Annotated in this window: 14 protein-coding genes and 5 pseudogenes; 10 read left to right on the top strand and 9 right to left on the bottom strand. The window is 58.2% G+C overall.

Going from position 1 to position 15,479, the window contains the following annotated elements; translation table 11 throughout:
* Positions 1-249 precede the first annotated feature (249 nt).
* Positions 250-342: pseudogene (locus H0I86_RS32635) on the bottom strand (integrase core domain-containing protein); the annotation flags it as partial.
* Positions 343-814: 472 nt separating this feature from the next.
* Between H0I86_RS32635 and H0I86_RS31580 the strand changes: the two are divergent.
* The gene (locus H0I86_RS31580; protein ID WP_180923365.1) at positions 815-1,351 is read left to right on the top strand and encodes a hypothetical protein; all 537 of its coding nucleotides are present in this window, start codon (positions 815-817) and stop codon (positions 1,349-1,351) included.
* A gap of 12 nt (positions 1,352-1,363) precedes the next feature.
* Here the strand turns inward: H0I86_RS31580 and H0I86_RS31575 are convergent.
* The 7 genes and pseudogenes from H0I86_RS31575 to H0I86_RS31545 all read right to left on the bottom strand — a co-directional run.
* A pseudogene (locus tag H0I86_RS31575) lies at positions 1,364-1,911 on the bottom strand (IS630 family transposase); the annotation flags it as partial.
* 2 nt (positions 1,912-1,913) lie between these two features.
* Positions 1,914-2,221, bottom strand: a pseudogene (locus H0I86_RS32335) (DDE-type integrase/transposase/recombinase); the annotation flags it as partial.
* Positions 2,222-2,602: 381 nt separating this feature from the next.
* Positions 2,603-2,827 (bottom strand): hypothetical protein, encoded by a 225-nt coding sequence (locus tag H0I86_RS32690; RefSeq protein ID WP_258019380.1) that lies wholly within the window; start codon positions 2,825-2,827, stop codon positions 2,603-2,605.
* 97 nt (positions 2,828-2,924) lie between these two features.
* Positions 2,925-3,083, bottom strand: coding sequence for a hypothetical protein (locus H0I86_RS32685; RefSeq protein ID WP_258019379.1), 159 nt, complete (start codon positions 3,081-3,083; stop codon positions 2,925-2,927).
* Between the two features lie 1,719 nt (positions 3,084-4,802).
* On the bottom strand, positions 4,803-5,150 hold the full coding sequence (locus H0I86_RS31555; protein ID WP_180923362.1) for a transposase: 348 nt from the start codon (positions 5,148-5,150) through the stop codon (positions 4,803-4,805).
* 32 nt (positions 5,151-5,182) lie between these two features.
* Positions 5,183-5,377, bottom strand: a complete 195-nt coding sequence (locus H0I86_RS31550) for a type II toxin-antitoxin system YafQ family toxin (RefSeq protein ID WP_444547651.1) — start codon at positions 5,375-5,377, stop codon at positions 5,183-5,185.
* Positions 5,378-5,451: 74 nt separating this feature from the next.
* Positions 5,452-5,703, bottom strand: coding sequence for a type II toxin-antitoxin system RelB/DinJ family antitoxin (locus H0I86_RS31545; RefSeq protein WP_180923361.1), 252 nt, complete (start codon positions 5,701-5,703; stop codon positions 5,452-5,454).
* Between the two features lie 134 nt (positions 5,704-5,837).
* Here H0I86_RS31545 and H0I86_RS31540 point away from each other — a divergent pair.
* The 3 genes and pseudogenes from H0I86_RS31540 to H0I86_RS32680 all read left to right on the top strand — a co-directional run.
* Positions 5,838-6,896: pseudogene (locus tag H0I86_RS31540) on the top strand (transposase family protein); the annotation flags it as partial.
* Complete coding sequence (locus H0I86_RS31535; RefSeq protein WP_258019378.1) at positions 6,886-7,611, top strand: AAA family ATPase; 726 nt, start codon at positions 6,886-6,888, stop codon at positions 7,609-7,611. The pseudogene H0I86_RS31540 and the gene H0I86_RS31535, both read left to right, overlap by 11 nt.
* A gap of 14 nt (positions 7,612-7,625) precedes the next feature.
* Complete coding sequence (locus H0I86_RS32680; RefSeq protein WP_258019377.1) at positions 7,626-7,835, top strand: phosphoribulokinase; 210 nt, start codon at positions 7,626-7,628, stop codon at positions 7,833-7,835.
* 172 nt (positions 7,836-8,007) lie between these two features.
* On the opposite strand, the pseudogene H0I86_RS32315 reads toward H0I86_RS32680, so the two are convergent.
* Positions 8,008-8,704: pseudogene (locus H0I86_RS32315) on the bottom strand (transposase); the annotation flags it as partial.
* 930 nt (positions 8,705-9,634) lie between these two features.
* Between H0I86_RS32315 and H0I86_RS31520 the strand changes: the two are divergent.
* From H0I86_RS31520 to H0I86_RS31495, 6 genes are read left to right on the top strand one after another with little or no spacing between them, the layout of a single operon-like run.
* Positions 9,635-10,714 carry a Gfo/Idh/MocA family protein gene (locus H0I86_RS31520; RefSeq protein ID WP_009051693.1) on the top strand — a complete coding sequence of 360 codons (1,080 nt, stop codon included), beginning with the start codon at positions 9,635-9,637 and terminating at the stop codon, positions 10,712-10,714.
* Positions 10,704-11,813 carry a DegT/DnrJ/EryC1/StrS family aminotransferase gene (locus H0I86_RS31515; RefSeq protein WP_009051692.1) on the top strand — a complete coding sequence of 370 codons (1,110 nt, stop codon included), beginning with the start codon at positions 10,704-10,706 and terminating at the stop codon, positions 11,811-11,813. The genes H0I86_RS31520 and H0I86_RS31515 overlap by 11 nt, the downstream gene beginning before the upstream one ends.
* Positions 11,810-12,325 (top strand): NUDIX hydrolase, encoded by a 516-nt coding sequence (locus H0I86_RS31510; protein ID WP_009051691.1) that lies wholly within the window; start codon positions 11,810-11,812, stop codon positions 12,323-12,325. Before H0I86_RS31515 ends, H0I86_RS31510 begins: the two co-directional genes overlap by 4 nt.
* Positions 12,322-13,428, top strand: coding sequence for a DegT/DnrJ/EryC1/StrS family aminotransferase (locus H0I86_RS31505; protein WP_180923358.1), 1,107 nt, complete (start codon positions 12,322-12,324; stop codon positions 13,426-13,428). The genes H0I86_RS31510 and H0I86_RS31505 overlap by 4 nt, the downstream gene beginning before the upstream one ends.
* Positions 13,409-14,782 carry an NAD(P)/FAD-dependent oxidoreductase gene (locus tag H0I86_RS31500; protein ID WP_124335768.1) on the top strand — a complete coding sequence of 458 codons (1,374 nt, stop codon included), beginning with the start codon at positions 13,409-13,411 and terminating at the stop codon, positions 14,780-14,782. Before H0I86_RS31505 ends, H0I86_RS31500 begins: the two co-directional genes overlap by 20 nt.
* Positions 14,779-15,477: an HAD family hydrolase gene (locus H0I86_RS31495; protein WP_180923357.1), complete on the top strand. Its 699-nt coding sequence runs from the start codon at positions 14,779-14,781 to the stop codon at positions 15,475-15,477. Before H0I86_RS31500 ends, H0I86_RS31495 begins: the two co-directional genes overlap by 4 nt.
* Positions 15,478-15,479 lie beyond the last annotated feature (2 nt).

Below are 15,479 nucleotides of genomic sequence, written 5' to 3'. Positions count from 1 at the left end.
TTTGAATCTGGGTATGATAACAGGGGCGGCGATCAGTCCGGGGCATGGGGGGCCTTGACTACGTCCCTCTACTCCACTATCTCCGCCGGGTGAAGTCTTTTGTTCGATGGCTTCTCAGGTACTACGGGCGAATCCGACTTTTCAGCGACGTGGACAGCAGGATTATGGCTTTTGGCCTTTCCTGCTATGCCCAGTGCATACGCAGCGGGCCCTGGATTTTCCCCTACAAAACCGGACACCAACTCCTTGTTAAATTGATGCTGCTGCCAAGCACCTAAACTCCCTCGGTGAGCGATACTTCAAGGCGCTGTGCGGATGCTGCTCGTTGTAATGCTCGAAGGCACCCACCTCCAGATGAATTCAGTCCGCTTTTGACAAGCAGGTGATCGCCTACTATAAAGGTTTCAAGCTTTTTATTGTTGCCCTAAAAGTTTTTTTGAATAAAGGGAGTTTTCTGTAGCATATTTCAATAACGTGTAATTTTATGTGAAGTTAATCAAGGGGGAAGCAATGACCGATCTCAATCACAGCGCAACAGGAGCACTAGTAGCAAAACCGGTTTCAATTCAAGTAGGTGGGATCACGGACCCGCAAAGACTTTGGCACTGTCAACTTGAGAAAAAGACCCTAACAGAAATCCCACCTACGAGTCGTTTTTCGTGAAAAGTTGACGACTTCAGCGGTTTTTTTAGCAAGTTATAAGTGGTTTTCGAAGTGTTTCCCTCGCTTTCATAGGCCAATATTTCACGAGTCTCAAGTTGACAGTGCCAAGTAAATCCAGAAAGCTATAGGTTAGATATCATCGAGGTGAGAAATGAGAACCCGTACGAAAACAGATGGATCCGACAGTTTGGAAAACAAGGAATATCAAGATATGGCCTCGGAAGAGCTGCATGATATTACGGCCTCAATAGTCCATGAAGCCAATGAGAAACTAGTTCTTTCCTTTAGCGTAGATCATGGATCAACATGGGGTGAGCTCGTTTCAGGAGGTAGCTTCAACGTCAAGATCGCGCAACCGGCATCATGTGACGGCATCATTATTCCCTTTTATCACTTCACCCCAGATGAGGAGTTCCCGAAGATCATTGGACAATTCTCATTTGATGCGCGTCAATACACAGAAGCAAATGCTTCAATTTCAAGCTGTTATAGTGCATCGTTTGAGGGGGGGAAATATGGTTACGAGGTGAAGTTTGGTTTGTTCAACCACCTAGGATACGAAGAATCTTTTGTTTTTGACCTGGCTTCCCCTCCAGATAACAAAAAACTCTTAAGGTTCAAAGGATTATTACATCAGTGCCCCAGCGTTATAATTGTGTTCAGAGATAAGCATCCCGCTAGCACCTAGTGGCCTGAGCGGTTAATCCATTAATTTATTTTTCATCACGCTCGGCTTTACCTTATACACCGAGCTAATGATGGGCTCAGCCGTATTATTCCACGTGAACGGCTTTGCTGAATGCTTATTTTGAGCCTCGATAAATTGACGGATCGCTGCCTTCAGGTCGGCAGCGCTGGTGAAGGCGCCCCGGTACAGCGCTCGTCTTTCCAGTTGCGCGAGCCAGCCCTCCACTGCGTTCAGCTATGACGCACTGGTCGGGGTGAAGTGCAACTTGAAGCGTGGATGCTTTTCCAGCTACTGCTTGATCGCGGCAGTTTTGTGGGTTGAGCTGTTGTCCAGAATCACATGCAAATCCAGTCCGGCTGGCGTGTTGCGATCGATCTGTTGCAGAAAGGCCAGGAATTCTTTGGCACGATGACGCTGGGTAATCCGTCCAATCACCTGGTCGGTCTGATGTCGAAAGCTGCGTACAAGCTCGCTGTTCCATGGCGTTTGTAGTCGTGCGTGCGACGTTCGATCTGACCAGGGCGCAGCGGCAACATCAGCTGAGTACGATCCAGCGCCTGTGCGCAACGTAGTCGCGTTTGATCGTTTTGACGAAGCTCTCGGCCATGCCGTTGCTCTGCGGGCTGCGCACTGGTGTGGTCACCGGTTGCAAACCGATCTGTCGGGCAAGTAGTCGTGTCTGTTCGGCGATGTAGGCCGAGCCGTTATCGCTCAGCCATTGCACTGGGGGGCAGGTGGTTGCTCACCGAAGCGTTTTTCGACCGCCTCCAGCATCAGGTCGCGGATGTCATCGCAACTGTAGCCTGTCGGGCTGGCCACCCAGCCGATGGCTTCTCGGTCGCAGCAATCCAGGGCGAAAGTCACGCTTAGCTGTAACGACCTGCAAACGAAAACGCCCCGACCTGCAATCAGCGCGGTTTTCGACCAGCATTAATTGCGACTGACCAATCCGGTCAACCAGCATTTACTGCGAATGAACCTGCATTGATCCGTGCTGACCTGCATTCCATCAGTACCGGCCAGAATTAACTGCAAATGACCAGTCTGTCAGACTGGCAGCCCCAAAAATGCCGCGAGAGGCCGGAATGGCTTATGGTGAGGCTCCGTTCTAGTTGGTAACTGTCAGATATCGAAATCCCTACAAAGCTCGGGAATTTGCTGCGACCTTCTGTAGCCAAGCATCAAAATCTGGTTCGGCCTGTCTGTGAACCGTCAACGTAGCTCTTTAGCCAGTAATACGGTTGTCCATCCTCATGCCTCGTTCGCGTAGTCCAGCACCTTGGGTTCTGCTCCCTGCGCACGTAGGGAGGTCTTGAAGTCGTCCACGTCGAATAGCCATTGCCGATGCTTCCTTCCCAGCTCCTTGAGGTGTGGTTGGAGAACTTGCAGGTTCCCGCTCGCATGAAGTGCCTGATAGCCGCGCTCAAGCGTGGCCGCCGTTGTCAGCAGTTGCGCCCCCATTTGCTTATGCTTCATAGGGCCGTGATGGCTTGTTGCGTTCAGCTTCGGACGCGTCTTCCATGATATGGGCGTAGCGGTAGAACCCTGGGAGCTCGCGGGACAGCGCCATGAGCTACTGGTCGGACGTGCTGACCCAAATTCGATGCAGGTCGGGCACGTGTCCCATCATGCGATTGATGACGGCATTCGCCTCGCTGACGTCTTCACTGGCGAGCTGCTGCATCTGCTGATCCATCCTCGCGGCCAGTCGGCGGAATTCGTTCATGCTCATCAGTTTTCCGCCTCTTTCTGGTGTCGGAATGCCAAGATATACACCGCATCAGCGGTCGGCCGTGGTGGTGCAGGGCCATAGCTGTAGCGGCTTACAGCGGCACCTGCTTGCATTCCATTGCACAGGCTCACATTAACTGCAACCAGGGATGAGCGCAGAAAACAGGGCTGTCCCGGAAATATCAGCCAATCAGGCTCCTCCAGGAATGAAGGTTTCTTGCGACTTGCAGGGGGTTCCTATCTGAAGGGTCGCATCCCCGTCATATGCTGTGCCATCGGGATTGATCCGATAGAACACTTCGTGCAAGTACTGCTTGCCACCTTGAACGAAACAGCGAAACGAAGTATTGGTGGGGAAGGCTGTTTTTAGATCGTCAAACATTACGCTATGGCCTATCGGGGTAGTGCCGAGATAAAGCTAAAATTCCACCATGGAACTCATAATGATATATCGAATCCTCCATCAGCACGCGGAGCGCCCCGAAGATTGATGTATTCCAAAAAACACACAAAAAAGCCCGCTTTGCGGGCTTTTCTGTATCGGAAATTTAAACGGAGCCAGCGTCCGTCAAAGGGGAAGGAGCAGACCTTGAGACCCAGCTATCAATGGGGATTACCTCGCGGTCGCCGAACCGAAAGTTTTCCTCTGTCTTCCTTGAGGACAGGCAGATCGGCGACCGTTACATTTTTACAATGGGACCAACACACATCCGATAACTACGGGCCTCTCCATTACGCCTTCGATTTTAGGATTGCCACGTGCATAAAGGTTTGAGGCATGCCATTGTCCGTCCATAGGGATCCCTGATTGAGTCGTACCGGGGGGAGTTAAGCTCAAAGATGCTGACGCTGCGGAATGATACCTCGTAAAGTGAACCTCTGTGACTTGAGTATGAAGTGCGCCGGTACTGTCCCACCATTGGCTGACCCTCGCGGTCACGGATTCATTATTATGTCCCAAATTGCATCCGAATTCCTGCACTTTTGCATCAGCAGGAGGAGTGGTTGGGCCAGTCGTCGCTTCTGTAGTGGGTGTCTGTGCTGCAGCTTGCTGATGTACGCTCAACAATGCAGCGCAGGCGAGCAGGATCGGGAACAGAGGTTTTGTAATGATTGTGGACATATATTTTCCGTCTTCAGATGATTAGACATCCACGCGAGTAGAGTGCGTGAATTCCCTGGGTCGACACGCACAGGAGAATAGACCACAAGAGAAAAGTCGGTCATGAATATAATAAAATCACATAAAATTAATTAGCTATGGCTTTCACGGTGGAATTTTAGCTTTATCTCGGCACTACCCCAAGCTCGGTTGCCACGTAACGGAGTAGACCCAATATTCGTAGCCGATATTGCTAGGGGTGATTTCTTCATTGGCGTCCAATGCTAGAACACCATTGCTGCTCAGAACGAGAGCAGCTGCAACGGCTATTCGATGCGAGATCTTCATAGGTCTACTCCATTAAACTGGTGGTTAAGTCGTATGCGTCCTTAAAATCATACTTAACTGTAGTCATACAAAAATTTACTGTCAAAAAATACTGATATCACGATGAAACGCTCTCGTTTTGTATGCTGACGGCGGAACTACCCATACGGCTGCCGACCCTTGATGATGTGGCTGACCATATTGGGGGTGTAGCCGGAACCCCAGAAATTTCCGTCATCCCAGTTGAGGTAGGCCCAACCTTCTATCAGCCCGGCCATGACCAGGACTCGCTCACGCCCCATCTTCATAGGACAGGCTTTCCGGGTACAGCGCCGTCAACTTGGAAAGTGTTTCCTGTACCTGCTCCAGCGAGGTCATCAGGCCGTGTATCTGGTCTTCCAGATCGACGGCGAACTCGAACATATCGACTACTTGGCTGCGCGATCCTTCGTTGAACACGGCCATCGACAGTTGATGCAGCTTCAACAGGTCGGTGCGCAGTTGCGGCGGGCCGCCGTCCTCGCGGTCATTCAAGTCCTCGCGCAGCACGTCTACGGCATCGACTGCACGCAACTGTGCGGTGGTATCGAAACTCTCGGGAGCGAGTTCGTCCCATTCGTCGGTGATACTGATTGTCATGCACTGTCCTTGTCCAGGGCAGAGTCCGGCGTTTACAAGCCAAGCTCGCTATGCGATCCGAGGCGCACGAGTTGCAACACGGCGTCATCCGGCTTGCGGTAAATCAGTACCAGGTCGGGCTTGATGTGGCAGTCACGGTGATCTTTCCAGTCGCCGGTGAGTGCATGGTCGCGGTGCTTCTCGGCCAGCGCTTGGTCATTCGCCAGGGCTGTGATGACGGCAAACAAAATCACTCGCCAGTGTCTGACGATGCAGGCCCTTGGCTTCGCGCTTGTAGTCGCGTTTGAACCGACCGGTCTGTTCAATCGTCCGCCATCAGGTCCTCGACGGTAACGAACGACTTCAAGCCGCCACGGCGGGCTTCCTTCATCGCCTCAATGGTGGTGGCGTTCGGTACCAATGGCTCGAAGGGCAAGGCTTTCTCGCGAGCGACTCGGGTCAACATGATGCGGAAGGCGTCGGACACGGTTAGCCCCATCGTTGCGAGTACGACGGTTGCCTCTTCCTTTATGTGCTCGTCGATACGGGCACGGACTACAGCATTTGCGGACATAGGTTGATCCTCCAGATTTATGAGCTACGTTGTAGCTCAGCAAGAGATGTCTATCAAACGTAGGTTTGTTGGACGGTTGGTTGAAATGAGGTCGTCCACTCCAGACGCCGCATTATCGGTATCCAGCAACAGTTTCCAATTTTCAATATCAGGAATACCACTGTGTGTACGGTGAGGACGCGGAGTCAGCACTGCGTTTCCTGTTCAGCGCCATGGCGCCAAAGGCTGATCCCACCTTTCCCTTTCAAGGTCGCCCGAAGATGATCTACCTGGACAACGGCCCGGTAGCCAAGCGCCGAGTCTTCCAGAACGTCATGCAGGCGCTGGGGATTGAATGGCAAACACACATCCCCGCCGGCAAGGATGGAGCACGCACAACCGCTCACTCAAAGGGCAAAGTTGAACGGCCGTTTCGCACAGTAAAAGAAGCCCACGAAACGCTGTATCACTTTCACAAGCCTGAAACCGAAGCGCAGGCTAACGAATGGCTGATGCGTTACCTGGTGCGCACCTACAACGTGCAACCTCATCGCAGCGAGCCGCACTCACGAATTGAGGACTGGCAGTCCAACCTGACCGATGAAGGTATTCGTGAGATGTGTACCTGGGAGCAATTCTGCCGCTTTGCCCGCGAGCCCGAACGCCGCAAGGTGGGCGTCGACGCACGGGTCACAGTTGATGGTACCGCTTTTGAAGTTGAGCCAGACATGGCTGGAGAGTTTGTGATGTTGCTGTGGGGGCTGTTCGATAACGAACTGTATGCCGAGTTCAACGGGGAGCGATTCGGGCCGTACTATCCGGTGTCCGGACCTATTCCGCTGCATCGGTACCGCGCGTTCAAACGTGGCAAAGTCGATGAACGATCCGACCGCATCCGTTCACTGGCCGACCAGTTGGGGCTGCCCATCGCAGCCCTAGCCGGCGACGATGTGCGACTAATACCACCCACCGCTCCTGTGGCGTTGCCACGTCAACCCTTCAATGCCGAAGCCCACGAGTACCACTTTCCCAACGTTATCGCCGGCAAGCTGAACATTGCCAACGAACTGGCAAAACCGTTGGCCAAGCTTTCGGACGAGGAGCAAGCGTTTATTCACCAGGTGCTGAGCGAGACCTTGAATCGGCAGGTTGTTTTGGAACGCATCAAGGGCTACTTCCGCCACAAAAAAACAGGAGAAGAACATGCGGGCTGAAGTGATGCAGCACTACGGGCTGGTCTTGCCACTGAACCAGGCCGGTTACTTTGAAACCGGCCACCACCAGCAGTTGATCAAGGACGTCAAGGGGGCAATATTCGAGGGGCGCTTGATCGCCCTGTGCGGCGTCATCGGCAGTGGTAAAACCGTGATGCTGCGACGACTTCAGCAGGTGATGGAGGCGGAGAAGAAAATCACCGTCTCCAAGTCCCTCGCCATCGAGAAGCACAGCATCAAGCTGGCCACCTTCATCGCTGCGCTCTACTACGATTTATCCACCGAAAAGCAGGTGCGCATCCCGACGGGCGAAAAGCGTGAGCGTGACTTGTGCGAGCTGGTGAGGAAGAACAAGCGCCCAGTGGCCCTGTTCGTCGATGAGGCCCATGACCTCAACGGTCATACCCTGACAGGGCTCAAGCGCTTGATGGAGCTGGTCGAAGGCGGCGACGGCCGATTATCGGTGGTGTTGGCTGGGCATCCAAAACTGCGTAACGACCTGCGCCGCCCGACAATGGAGGAAATTGGCTACCGCACCGACATCTTCTCGCTCGACGGCATCGCTGGCAGCCAGCATGAGTATATCCTCTGGCTGCTGGATGCCTGCACAGAAGGCAAGGTCAAGGCTGAATCGATTCTGACCGAGGAAGCGGTTGATCTACTAGCCACCAAATCCAACTCCACCTCAGCTTGGCCCTGGAGGCGGGCTACTTGACCGGAGAGAAGCCAGTGTCAGCGGAACTCGTGCACTCAGTGCTGTCGCGTCAGTTGGATGATCTGGAGCCGACCCTGACGCGCCACGGCTATCGCCTCAAAGACCTGGTGGAGCAGTTCGACGCTAGGTCCACCGAAATCAAGGCATTGTTCAGCAATACACTCGACCTGACACGGGCTGTCGAGTTGCGCGACAAAATGCTGGCAGCGGGATTGCCAATCTGACGGCCTGGTCATTTGCAGTTAATGCTGGTCGGTACCGATAGAATGCAGGTCGACCCGGATCAATGCAGGCTCATTCGCAGTTAATGCTGGTTGACCGGGCCGGTCAGTCGCAATTAATCCTGGTCGAAAACCGCGCTGATTGCAGGTCGGGGCGTTTTCGTTTGCAGGTCATTACACTTAGCTTGGCGCCGTCCTCACAACGAAACTCAAACCGTCCGAGCACCAACGGGTATTACTGGTGGCGACGGCAATGCGGCCTTCGTGGCGGCGTGCCACGCCGGGTTGTTTGATCCGTCGTTCCAGCAGCAACTGATGATCGCGAATGACGCGATAGACCCGCCGCTTTACATTGATCGGCGCCAGGCTGTGTGTTTCACGACGACGGCGCAATAAACCCCACACACGGCGGTAACCATAGCTGGGCAATTCACTGACCTCAGTGCGAATCTCATCGACTAATGCGGTATCGTCCAGTACTCGACGATGCCGTTCGATCTGAGCGCCTGGGTTAAGTCGAACCGTCAATTGCGAGCGCGCTACACCGAGACTTTCACTGATCAGCTTCACTGGTCGTCCCCCGGCAACAAGGGTGAGTGCGCAATCCATTTTCGCGAGCATGCGATCTCAACGACTTCCTGAAGGATCTCGACCTGCATGGTTTTCTTGCCGAGCATGCGCTGTAGCTCGCGGATCTGCTTGAGCGCATCGGCCAGCTCGGGAGCAGGCACCACGCTCTCCCCGGCACTGACGGCCGAGAGACTGCCGCTCTGATAGAGCTTGTGCCACTGAAACAGCTGGTTGGCATTAACGCCATTCTGCCGAGCCTTCACCGAGACGCTTTGCCCCGGTTGCAGGCTCTCGCGAACCATGGCCAGTTTTTGCTCTGGGCTCCAGCGGCGACGCCGCTCCTGACCCAAAAGCTCCCCACCCTAACCGTAACTCTTACCCGAGTCCTCGACGCCTGCCTCGGAGAGAGGGGGATATGGAGCGAGTGCCTTGTGTCACACTTTATTGTTACTGGCAGAGTGCTTATTCAAGGCAGCGGCCAAGCTGTGTCAATCTATAATGCAATTGTGGCTTGAGGCCATTCCTGTGCGACCCAGAATTTCTGAGGGTGGTTGTGTCAAACTATGTTGTTAGAACCCAGATTTTTTCGGCCCGGTCGGCGCTTTTGACAACGGGCCTATATGGCCCGTTGCCTTATGTCCGGATTATTCAAAACAATATGATGAAACGATATAGCAACTGATTTGCGCTCCTAAAAAGGCTGATCTATACCTCCAAGCCACACATTGATGAGGTGTGTGGCAAGCAAGGGCTCACGGAACCGGAGCCCCTGCATAACAAGGATAAAACAGCGCTTCAAGGATGATTCAGCCATGCATGCGTATCGGCATTTCGGTCGTTGTTCCATTTTTAAACGAAGCCACGATTCTTCGCTTCAGGTTTTCGGCCAGGTAGCTCATTACCACCAGCGTTCGATTCGACCTGATTCCCCTCCTACCTGTCGCCTTCGCGGCGCTATCCCTTTTGCCCATCGCGCCTCTATGGCTCCTCGGTCTCAACCGGGTGTCGGCGTGTGGCGTGAAACATCCGAGTGTTCCACCCGGGTGACCCTGGGCAACAGCCCGAACGGACTCTGTAAAGGTGATCCGTTGTTCTGAGGCAATCCTGCCTCGATTGAAGCGAATGTCGGACCGGATCGGCTCACCCCGCAGGTGACCCGAGGCGGATCCCGTGTAGTCGTTCGTCCAACCTTTTCATGACGCAGTACCCACTTTTCCAGGATGGAGATGGTTATGACTGTACTCAGAGTTGGCATCGTCGGCCTCGGCGCGCAGATGCAAGAAAACCTGCTGCCCACGCTTCTGCAAATGCCGGATATTCGCATCGTCGCCGTGTGCGACAGCGACTTGAACCGCGCCGGACAGATTCACCGTTTCATCTCCGAGGTCGCGATCACCGACGACTTCGACGAGATGCTCGATACCGCTGCGCTGGATGCGGTGGTCATGGCTTGTCCGCCCCAGGCGCACCGCGACCTGGCGATCAAGGCAATGGCCAAGGGCGTGCATGTTTTTGTCGAGAAGCCGCCGTGCTTCACCCTCGCCGAGCTCGAATACCTGATCGGCGCGGCTCGCCAGGCCCAGGTGGTCACCGGCGTGGGGATGAACTTCAAATATGCCAAGCCGATGCGCCAGCTACGCGATATGACGCGCACCGAGCAGTTCGGCAAGGTCGTGCACATCCAGCTCAACCACTATGCGAGCAAACCCACCGCGCCGCTGTGGGGGCTGGATTCCACCCTGCGTTCGTTCCTGCTGGCCCAGGCGATTCACACCATCGACCTTGGCGTGACCTTCGGCGGCGGCGAATTGCGCGATATCGAATCCCGGGTGCAGCGCCACGAGGACTCGTTGCTGGTGAGCCTGGAACTCGGCTTCAGCTCCGGCGCGACGGTCAGCCTGCTGAGCGGGACGATGTTCCCGTACTTCGAATTCGACATGAAGATCGTCAGCTCCAATTCGATGATGGTCGAGCTCAACAACCTGTGGAACATCACCCTGCACGAGCCGGTGCATGGCACCGGGGCAACCGGCACCGCCAAGCGCTGGCGCGGCGCGTGGCAGCCAGGGCCTTTGGATTCCGGTTATGAGCGCAGCGGTTATTTCGGCGAACTGGAGAAGTTCTTCGACGCGGTGCGCAACCGTTCGCCTTACGAGGCCAGCTTCGAGAGCCTGCTGCCGACCTTCCGGGTGATCGAGCAGATCTGTCATGCCGACAGCGCTCGCGCCGATGTCGCCCCCGTGCTCGCCCTCCATTCCACCCATGCCGCCAAGTCCCCAGCCTTTCTCGGAGCCCAGACCAATGTCCTCTAATCTCTCCAGCGCCGCCCGCATCTCCGTTTCCGACAAGTACCGTCCGGTGTACGCCGACGATCTGCTGACCCTGCAGAACACCCTGGAACGGCCGCTATCCGGCACCAGCGATGTGGTGGGCGAATACGAGGCCAAGCTGGCGGCCTGGTTCGAGGCGCGGCATGCGATCGCGGTCTCCTCGGGTGGCGCGGCCCTGAGCGTGGCGATCTACGCCGCCGGCGTCGGTCCCGGCGACGACGTCCTGCTGACGCCGAGCTGCCCGCTGTGCACCATCTATCCGATCATGGCCGCGGGCGCCAACCCGATCTTCGTCGACACCCGCCGTCACGGTTTCGGCGCCGACCCGGAATCGATCAAGGCCCGCATCACCCCGCGCACCCGGGCGATCATCGATATTCCGATGTGGGGCTACCCCACCGAAGTCGATGAGTTGCAAGGCCTGACCCGCGAGCTGGGGATCAAGCTGATCCTCGACCTGGCGCATTCCCATGGCAGCACCCTCAACGGCCGGCCACTGTCGGCCTATGGCGACCTGTCGTGCTTCAGCACCCACGAACGCAAGCCGCTGGCCACCGGCGAGGGCGGTTTCATCCTCACCGATGACGACCAACTGGCCCAGCGCTGCCGCGATTACAGCCGCTTCGGCAACCTCAATGGCAAGGACTTCGGCCTCAACTACAAGCTGGCCGCGCTGCCTGCCGCCCTGGGTGCCAACCGCCTGGATTCGCTGGCCGCGCAGATCGAGCAACGACGCGCCAATGCCAGCTACTTCCTGCAGCAGCTCGACCACAGCAAGGTGCGGGAAAAGGTCATCATCGAGGGCGGACGGACCAACTACTACTTCCTCAACCTGGAACTGCATTTCGCCGACAACCGGGCCTTCATCGATTACCTGGACGAGGCGGGCATCCCGTCGGACATCAAGCGCTACGGCTGCAAGGCACTCTACGAGTTCCCGGCGCTGGCCCAGTACCGCAACGACTGCCCGAACGCCGAGGCGCTGCTGGCCAGCATGACTACCATCCCGGTCCATCCGGACATCACCCGCGCCGAACTGGACTACATGGCCGAACGGATCAACCAGTACGGTGCGCCATGATGACGGATGTCCTCGATCGTTCGACCCTGGACCGGCATTTCACGGCCTCGGCGTTCGTGTTGAACCCGGACCGCAAGATGCTCCTGCTGCACCATCGCAAGCTGGGGGTCTGGCTGTACCCGGGCGGCCATATAGAGCAGGGGGAAACCCCTGATGTGGCGGTGCTGCGCGAGATCTACGAGGAAACCGGGATTCACGCCGCCCTGTTGGGCGAGCGTGACCTGGAACTGGCCGATGCCGAGACCGATGTCACGGTGTTGCACCAGCCTTACCGGATCCTCTGCGAGTTCATCGATGACAAGCGCGGGCCGCATTACCACCTGGACCTGATCTACCTCACCGCCACCGACCTGCGGGCTTGCCCGCCGGAGCGCGAGGTGGAAAACGCGCGCTTCTTCAGCCGGCAGGAAACTGCCGAGCTGAAGATGTTCCCCAACTTCCGGCGCATGGTGGACCGGGTATTCGCCGATGCCGAGGTGTGGGACATGGTCGGCAGGAAGGTGGCGCCATGAACCAGGCCATCTCCCGACCCATCCGGGTCATCGCGGACAAGTGCGGCCACGATACCGCCGACGATGTGCCCGAGCTGCAACGCGCCCTGGCGACAGGGCTGACCGGCACCTCGCCGATCGTCGAGGACTACGAGACTGCGCTCGCCGTGCTGTACGGCGTGCGCCACGTGATCGCCGTGTCGTCGGGGGCCGCTTCGGTCACCGCGGCACTGGCCGGCGTGCGCTTCCAGCCGGGGGACGAAGTGATAGTCGCGCCCACGTGCCCGATCTGCACCGTCCTGCCGATCCTGTCCCTGGGCCTGGTCCCGGTGTTCTGCGATGTGGCGCCGGACAGCTTCGGCCTCGACCCGGATGACCTGCAACGCTGCATCGGCCCGCGGACCTGCGCGGTGATCGAGGTGCCGATGTGGGGGTATCCGATTGCCTCGCACACCACCTGGGCCACCGCGCGCCAGGCCGGCATCCTGCTGATCCAGGACCTGGCCCACGCGCACCTGACCCGCCTGAACGGCAGTTGGCTGGCGCAGCATGGCGACATCAGCTGCTTCAGCACCCACGACTGCAAGTTCATGTCCACCGGTGAGGGCGGCTTTGTCATGACCGATGACGACGAGCGCGCCAGCCGTATCCGGGCCTACACCCGCTTCGGCAACCTCACCGGCGAAACCCTGGGCATCAACCTCAAGCTCGGTGGCTTGCAGGCGGCCCTCGGGCTGGCGCGTTCGCGGCAGCTGGAAAGCCGGCTGCACCAGCGTCAGGACAACCGCCGGCGGCTGCTGGAGCAACTGGACAACCCGGCGCTGCGCGAACTGCCGCTGACCCCCGGTGGAGAGGCCAACGCCTATGCCTTGCTGTTGCAGGCGGTGGGGCACGACGGGCGTGAACTGGTGCATTACCAGCAGCGTCATGGCATCCCTTCGGACATCGGCAAGTACGACAACCAGCCGCTGTACCAGTTGCCGCTGCTGGCGCAGTACCGCCGCGATTGCCCCAACGCCGCCCGGTTGCTGCGTTCGCTGACCACGGTGCCGCTGCACCCGGGCCTGGCGGACGACGACCTGGCCTACATTGCAAAGGTGCTCAATGACTACTCCCCAGCCTGATACCGCCGTGGGCGGTCGCCATGCCGTGGTCATCGGCGGCAGCGTGACGGGCTGCCTGACGGCCGCGGTCCTGGCCCGACGTTTCCAGCGGGTCACGGTGATCGAGAAGAGCGATTTCTTCGACGAGACCGGGCCGCGCCAGAGCCTGCCCCAGGAGCATCACGTCCACCTGTTGTTGCTGCGCGGCAAGCAGATCATCGAAGGCATCTTCCCCGGCACCCTGAGCGCCCTGGAGCAGGGAGGCGCGCAAGTGGCCGACCTGGGCCACGACGTGAAGTGGTACCAGGGCGGGCGTTGGAAAAACCGCTACCGCAGTGGCATCTATGCCCATTACTGCAGCCGGCGGCTGATCGACAACCAGCTGCGCCGGGCCTTGCTCGGCGTGCTGAACGTCGAGGTGCTGTCCAGCACCCGGGTCACGCGAATCGAGTTCACCGGGGCCGATCCTTCCCGGCGGGTCGAGGCGGTGACCGTCGACGATGGCCACGGCGAGCGGACGCTGCGCTGCGACTTGCTGGTGGACGCCAGCGGGCGTGGCACGCGCTTGCCGACGTGGTTGAAAGAGGCTGGCTTCGGCGAGGTCGAGACCAGCGTGGTCAAGACCGAGCTGGGTTATGCGTCGCGCATCTACCGGCGCCTGCCGGCCTATGCCGAGCAGTGGCAAGTGCTGCTGGTGCTGCCCAAGGCGCCGTTGCAGCGTTCCATGGGGGTGATCAGCCCGATCGAAGGCGACCGCTGGATGGTCACCACCGGCGGCTGGTTCGGCCATTTTCCCGGCAACGATCCGCAGGAGTTCCTGCAGGCGCTGGCGGCGCTTGCGGTGCCGGACATCCATGAGGTGATCCGCGACGCCGAACCGCTGTCGCCGGTCCACACCTTCAAGATGCCCGGCAGCCGCCGCACCCACTTCGACCGGGTCGAGCACTGGCCCGCCGGGCTGCTGGTGGTCGGCGACGCCCTGAGCAGCATGAACCCGCTGTACAGCCAGGGCATGACCATCGGCGCGCTGGAGGCCGATTGCATCGACCGCCACATCGACGAGGTATTGCTGCAGGGCGGCCAGGGCTTTCGCCAGTTGCAGGGCCGCCTGTGCGGGGTGGTCGATGGCGCCTGGAGCATGGCCACCACCGAAGACTTCCGCTTTCCCGAAACCGTGGGCCAGCGCAGTTGGCGCACCCGTTTCCATCATTGGTACGGCGCCGGCCTGGGCCAAGTCTCGGCGAACAATCGGCGGGCCCTGGAAACCCAGATTGGCGTGACCAACCTGGTGATGGAGCCCAGCAAGCTATACACACCGGCGATCGCCTCGCGCATCGCCCTCAACGCCCTTCTTGCGGAGAAAACCCGACCATGATCGATGATCGACTGCACTTCTCGGGGATCGAACACCTGGTATTCGACTGGAACGGCACCCTGATCGACGACATCGCCCTGGCGGTCAGCGCGGTCAATCGCTGTGGCGAGCGCTATGCGGTGCCGCCCATCGATGCCGTTCGCTACCGGGCGCTGTTCGACTTTCCGATTGCCGATTTCTACGCCTCCCTGGGGTTCGATCTGCAGCGCACGCCCTTCGCGCAAATCGTCGAGCACTACCTGGAGCACTTCGACACGAATGTCGCGCAGTGTCCGCTGCACGATGGGGTGTTCGAGGTATTGGAGGCGGCGCGCAATGCCGGCATCGGCGTCTCCATCGTGTCCGCCTCGCATTGCGACGTGCTGCTCCAGACCCTGGAGGCCAAGGGCCTGCGCGGGCATTTCGAGCATGTCGTGGGGCTGAGCCACAACCAGGCCACCAGCAAGACCGCCGAGGCCCTGATGCTCCAGGAGAAGCTCGGCACACCGGCCGGGCGCACCCTGTTCATCGGTGACACCCTGCACGACTACGACGTAGCGCGGGCCGTCGGCTGGAAGCCGCTGTTGGTCAGCACCGGCCATCAGGACATCGACCGCCTGCGGCAGGCCGACGCCCCGGTCTTCGGCGGGCTGGGCGAATTGCTGGGCCATTACGCCAGCAACGAGCGGCGCGCCGTCGTTCGCGAGGGGGCCTGATC

The organism is Pseudomonas chlororaphis subsp. aurantiaca (assembly GCF_013466605.1).
Taxonomy (GTDB): Bacteria; Pseudomonadota; Gammaproteobacteria; order Pseudomonadales; family Pseudomonadaceae; genus Aquipseudomonas; species Aquipseudomonas chlororaphis_I.
The sequence above is the reverse complement of the archived record's forward strand: the minus strand, read 5'-3'. Positions and strand labels throughout refer to the sequence as shown.

Excerpts from the sequence above, each read along its gene's own strand:
- H0I86_RS31515 (WP_009051692.1), top strand. The coding sequence starts at position 10,704 with ATGTCCTCTAATCTCTCCAGCGCCGCCCGCATCTCCGTTTCCGACAAG.
- H0I86_RS31580 (WP_180923365.1), top strand. The coding sequence starts at position 815 with ATGAGAACCCGTACGAAAACAGATGGATCCGACAGTTTGGAAAACAAG.
- H0I86_RS31545 (WP_180923361.1), bottom strand. The coding sequence starts at position 5,703 with ATGTCCGCAAATGCTGTAGTCCGTGCCCGTATCGACGAGCACATAAAG.
- H0I86_RS31500 (WP_124335768.1), top strand. The coding sequence starts at position 13,409 with ATGACTACTCCCCAGCCTGATACCGCCGTGGGCGGTCGCCATGCCGTG.
- H0I86_RS32685 (WP_258019379.1), bottom strand. The coding sequence starts at position 3,083 with ATGAGCATGAACGAATTCCGCCGACTGGCCGCGAGGATGGATCAGCAG.
- H0I86_RS31505 (WP_180923358.1), top strand. The coding sequence starts at position 12,322 with ATGAACCAGGCCATCTCCCGACCCATCCGGGTCATCGCGGACAAGTGC.
- H0I86_RS31535 (WP_258019378.1), top strand. The coding sequence starts at position 6,886 with ATGCGGGCTGAAGTGATGCAGCACTACGGGCTGGTCTTGCCACTGAAC.
- H0I86_RS31495 (WP_180923357.1), top strand. The coding sequence starts at position 14,779 with ATGATCGATGATCGACTGCACTTCTCGGGGATCGAACACCTGGTATTC.
- H0I86_RS32690 (WP_258019380.1), bottom strand. The coding sequence starts at position 2,827 with ATGAAGCATAAGCAAATGGGGGCGCAACTGCTGACAACGGCGGCCACG.
- H0I86_RS31555 (WP_180923362.1), bottom strand. The coding sequence starts at position 5,150 with ATGACAATCAGTATCACCGACGAATGGGACGAACTCGCTCCCGAGAGT.
- H0I86_RS31510 (WP_009051691.1), top strand. The coding sequence starts at position 11,810 with ATGATGACGGATGTCCTCGATCGTTCGACCCTGGACCGGCATTTCACG.
- H0I86_RS31520 (WP_009051693.1), top strand. The coding sequence starts at position 9,635 with ATGACTGTACTCAGAGTTGGCATCGTCGGCCTCGGCGCGCAGATGCAA.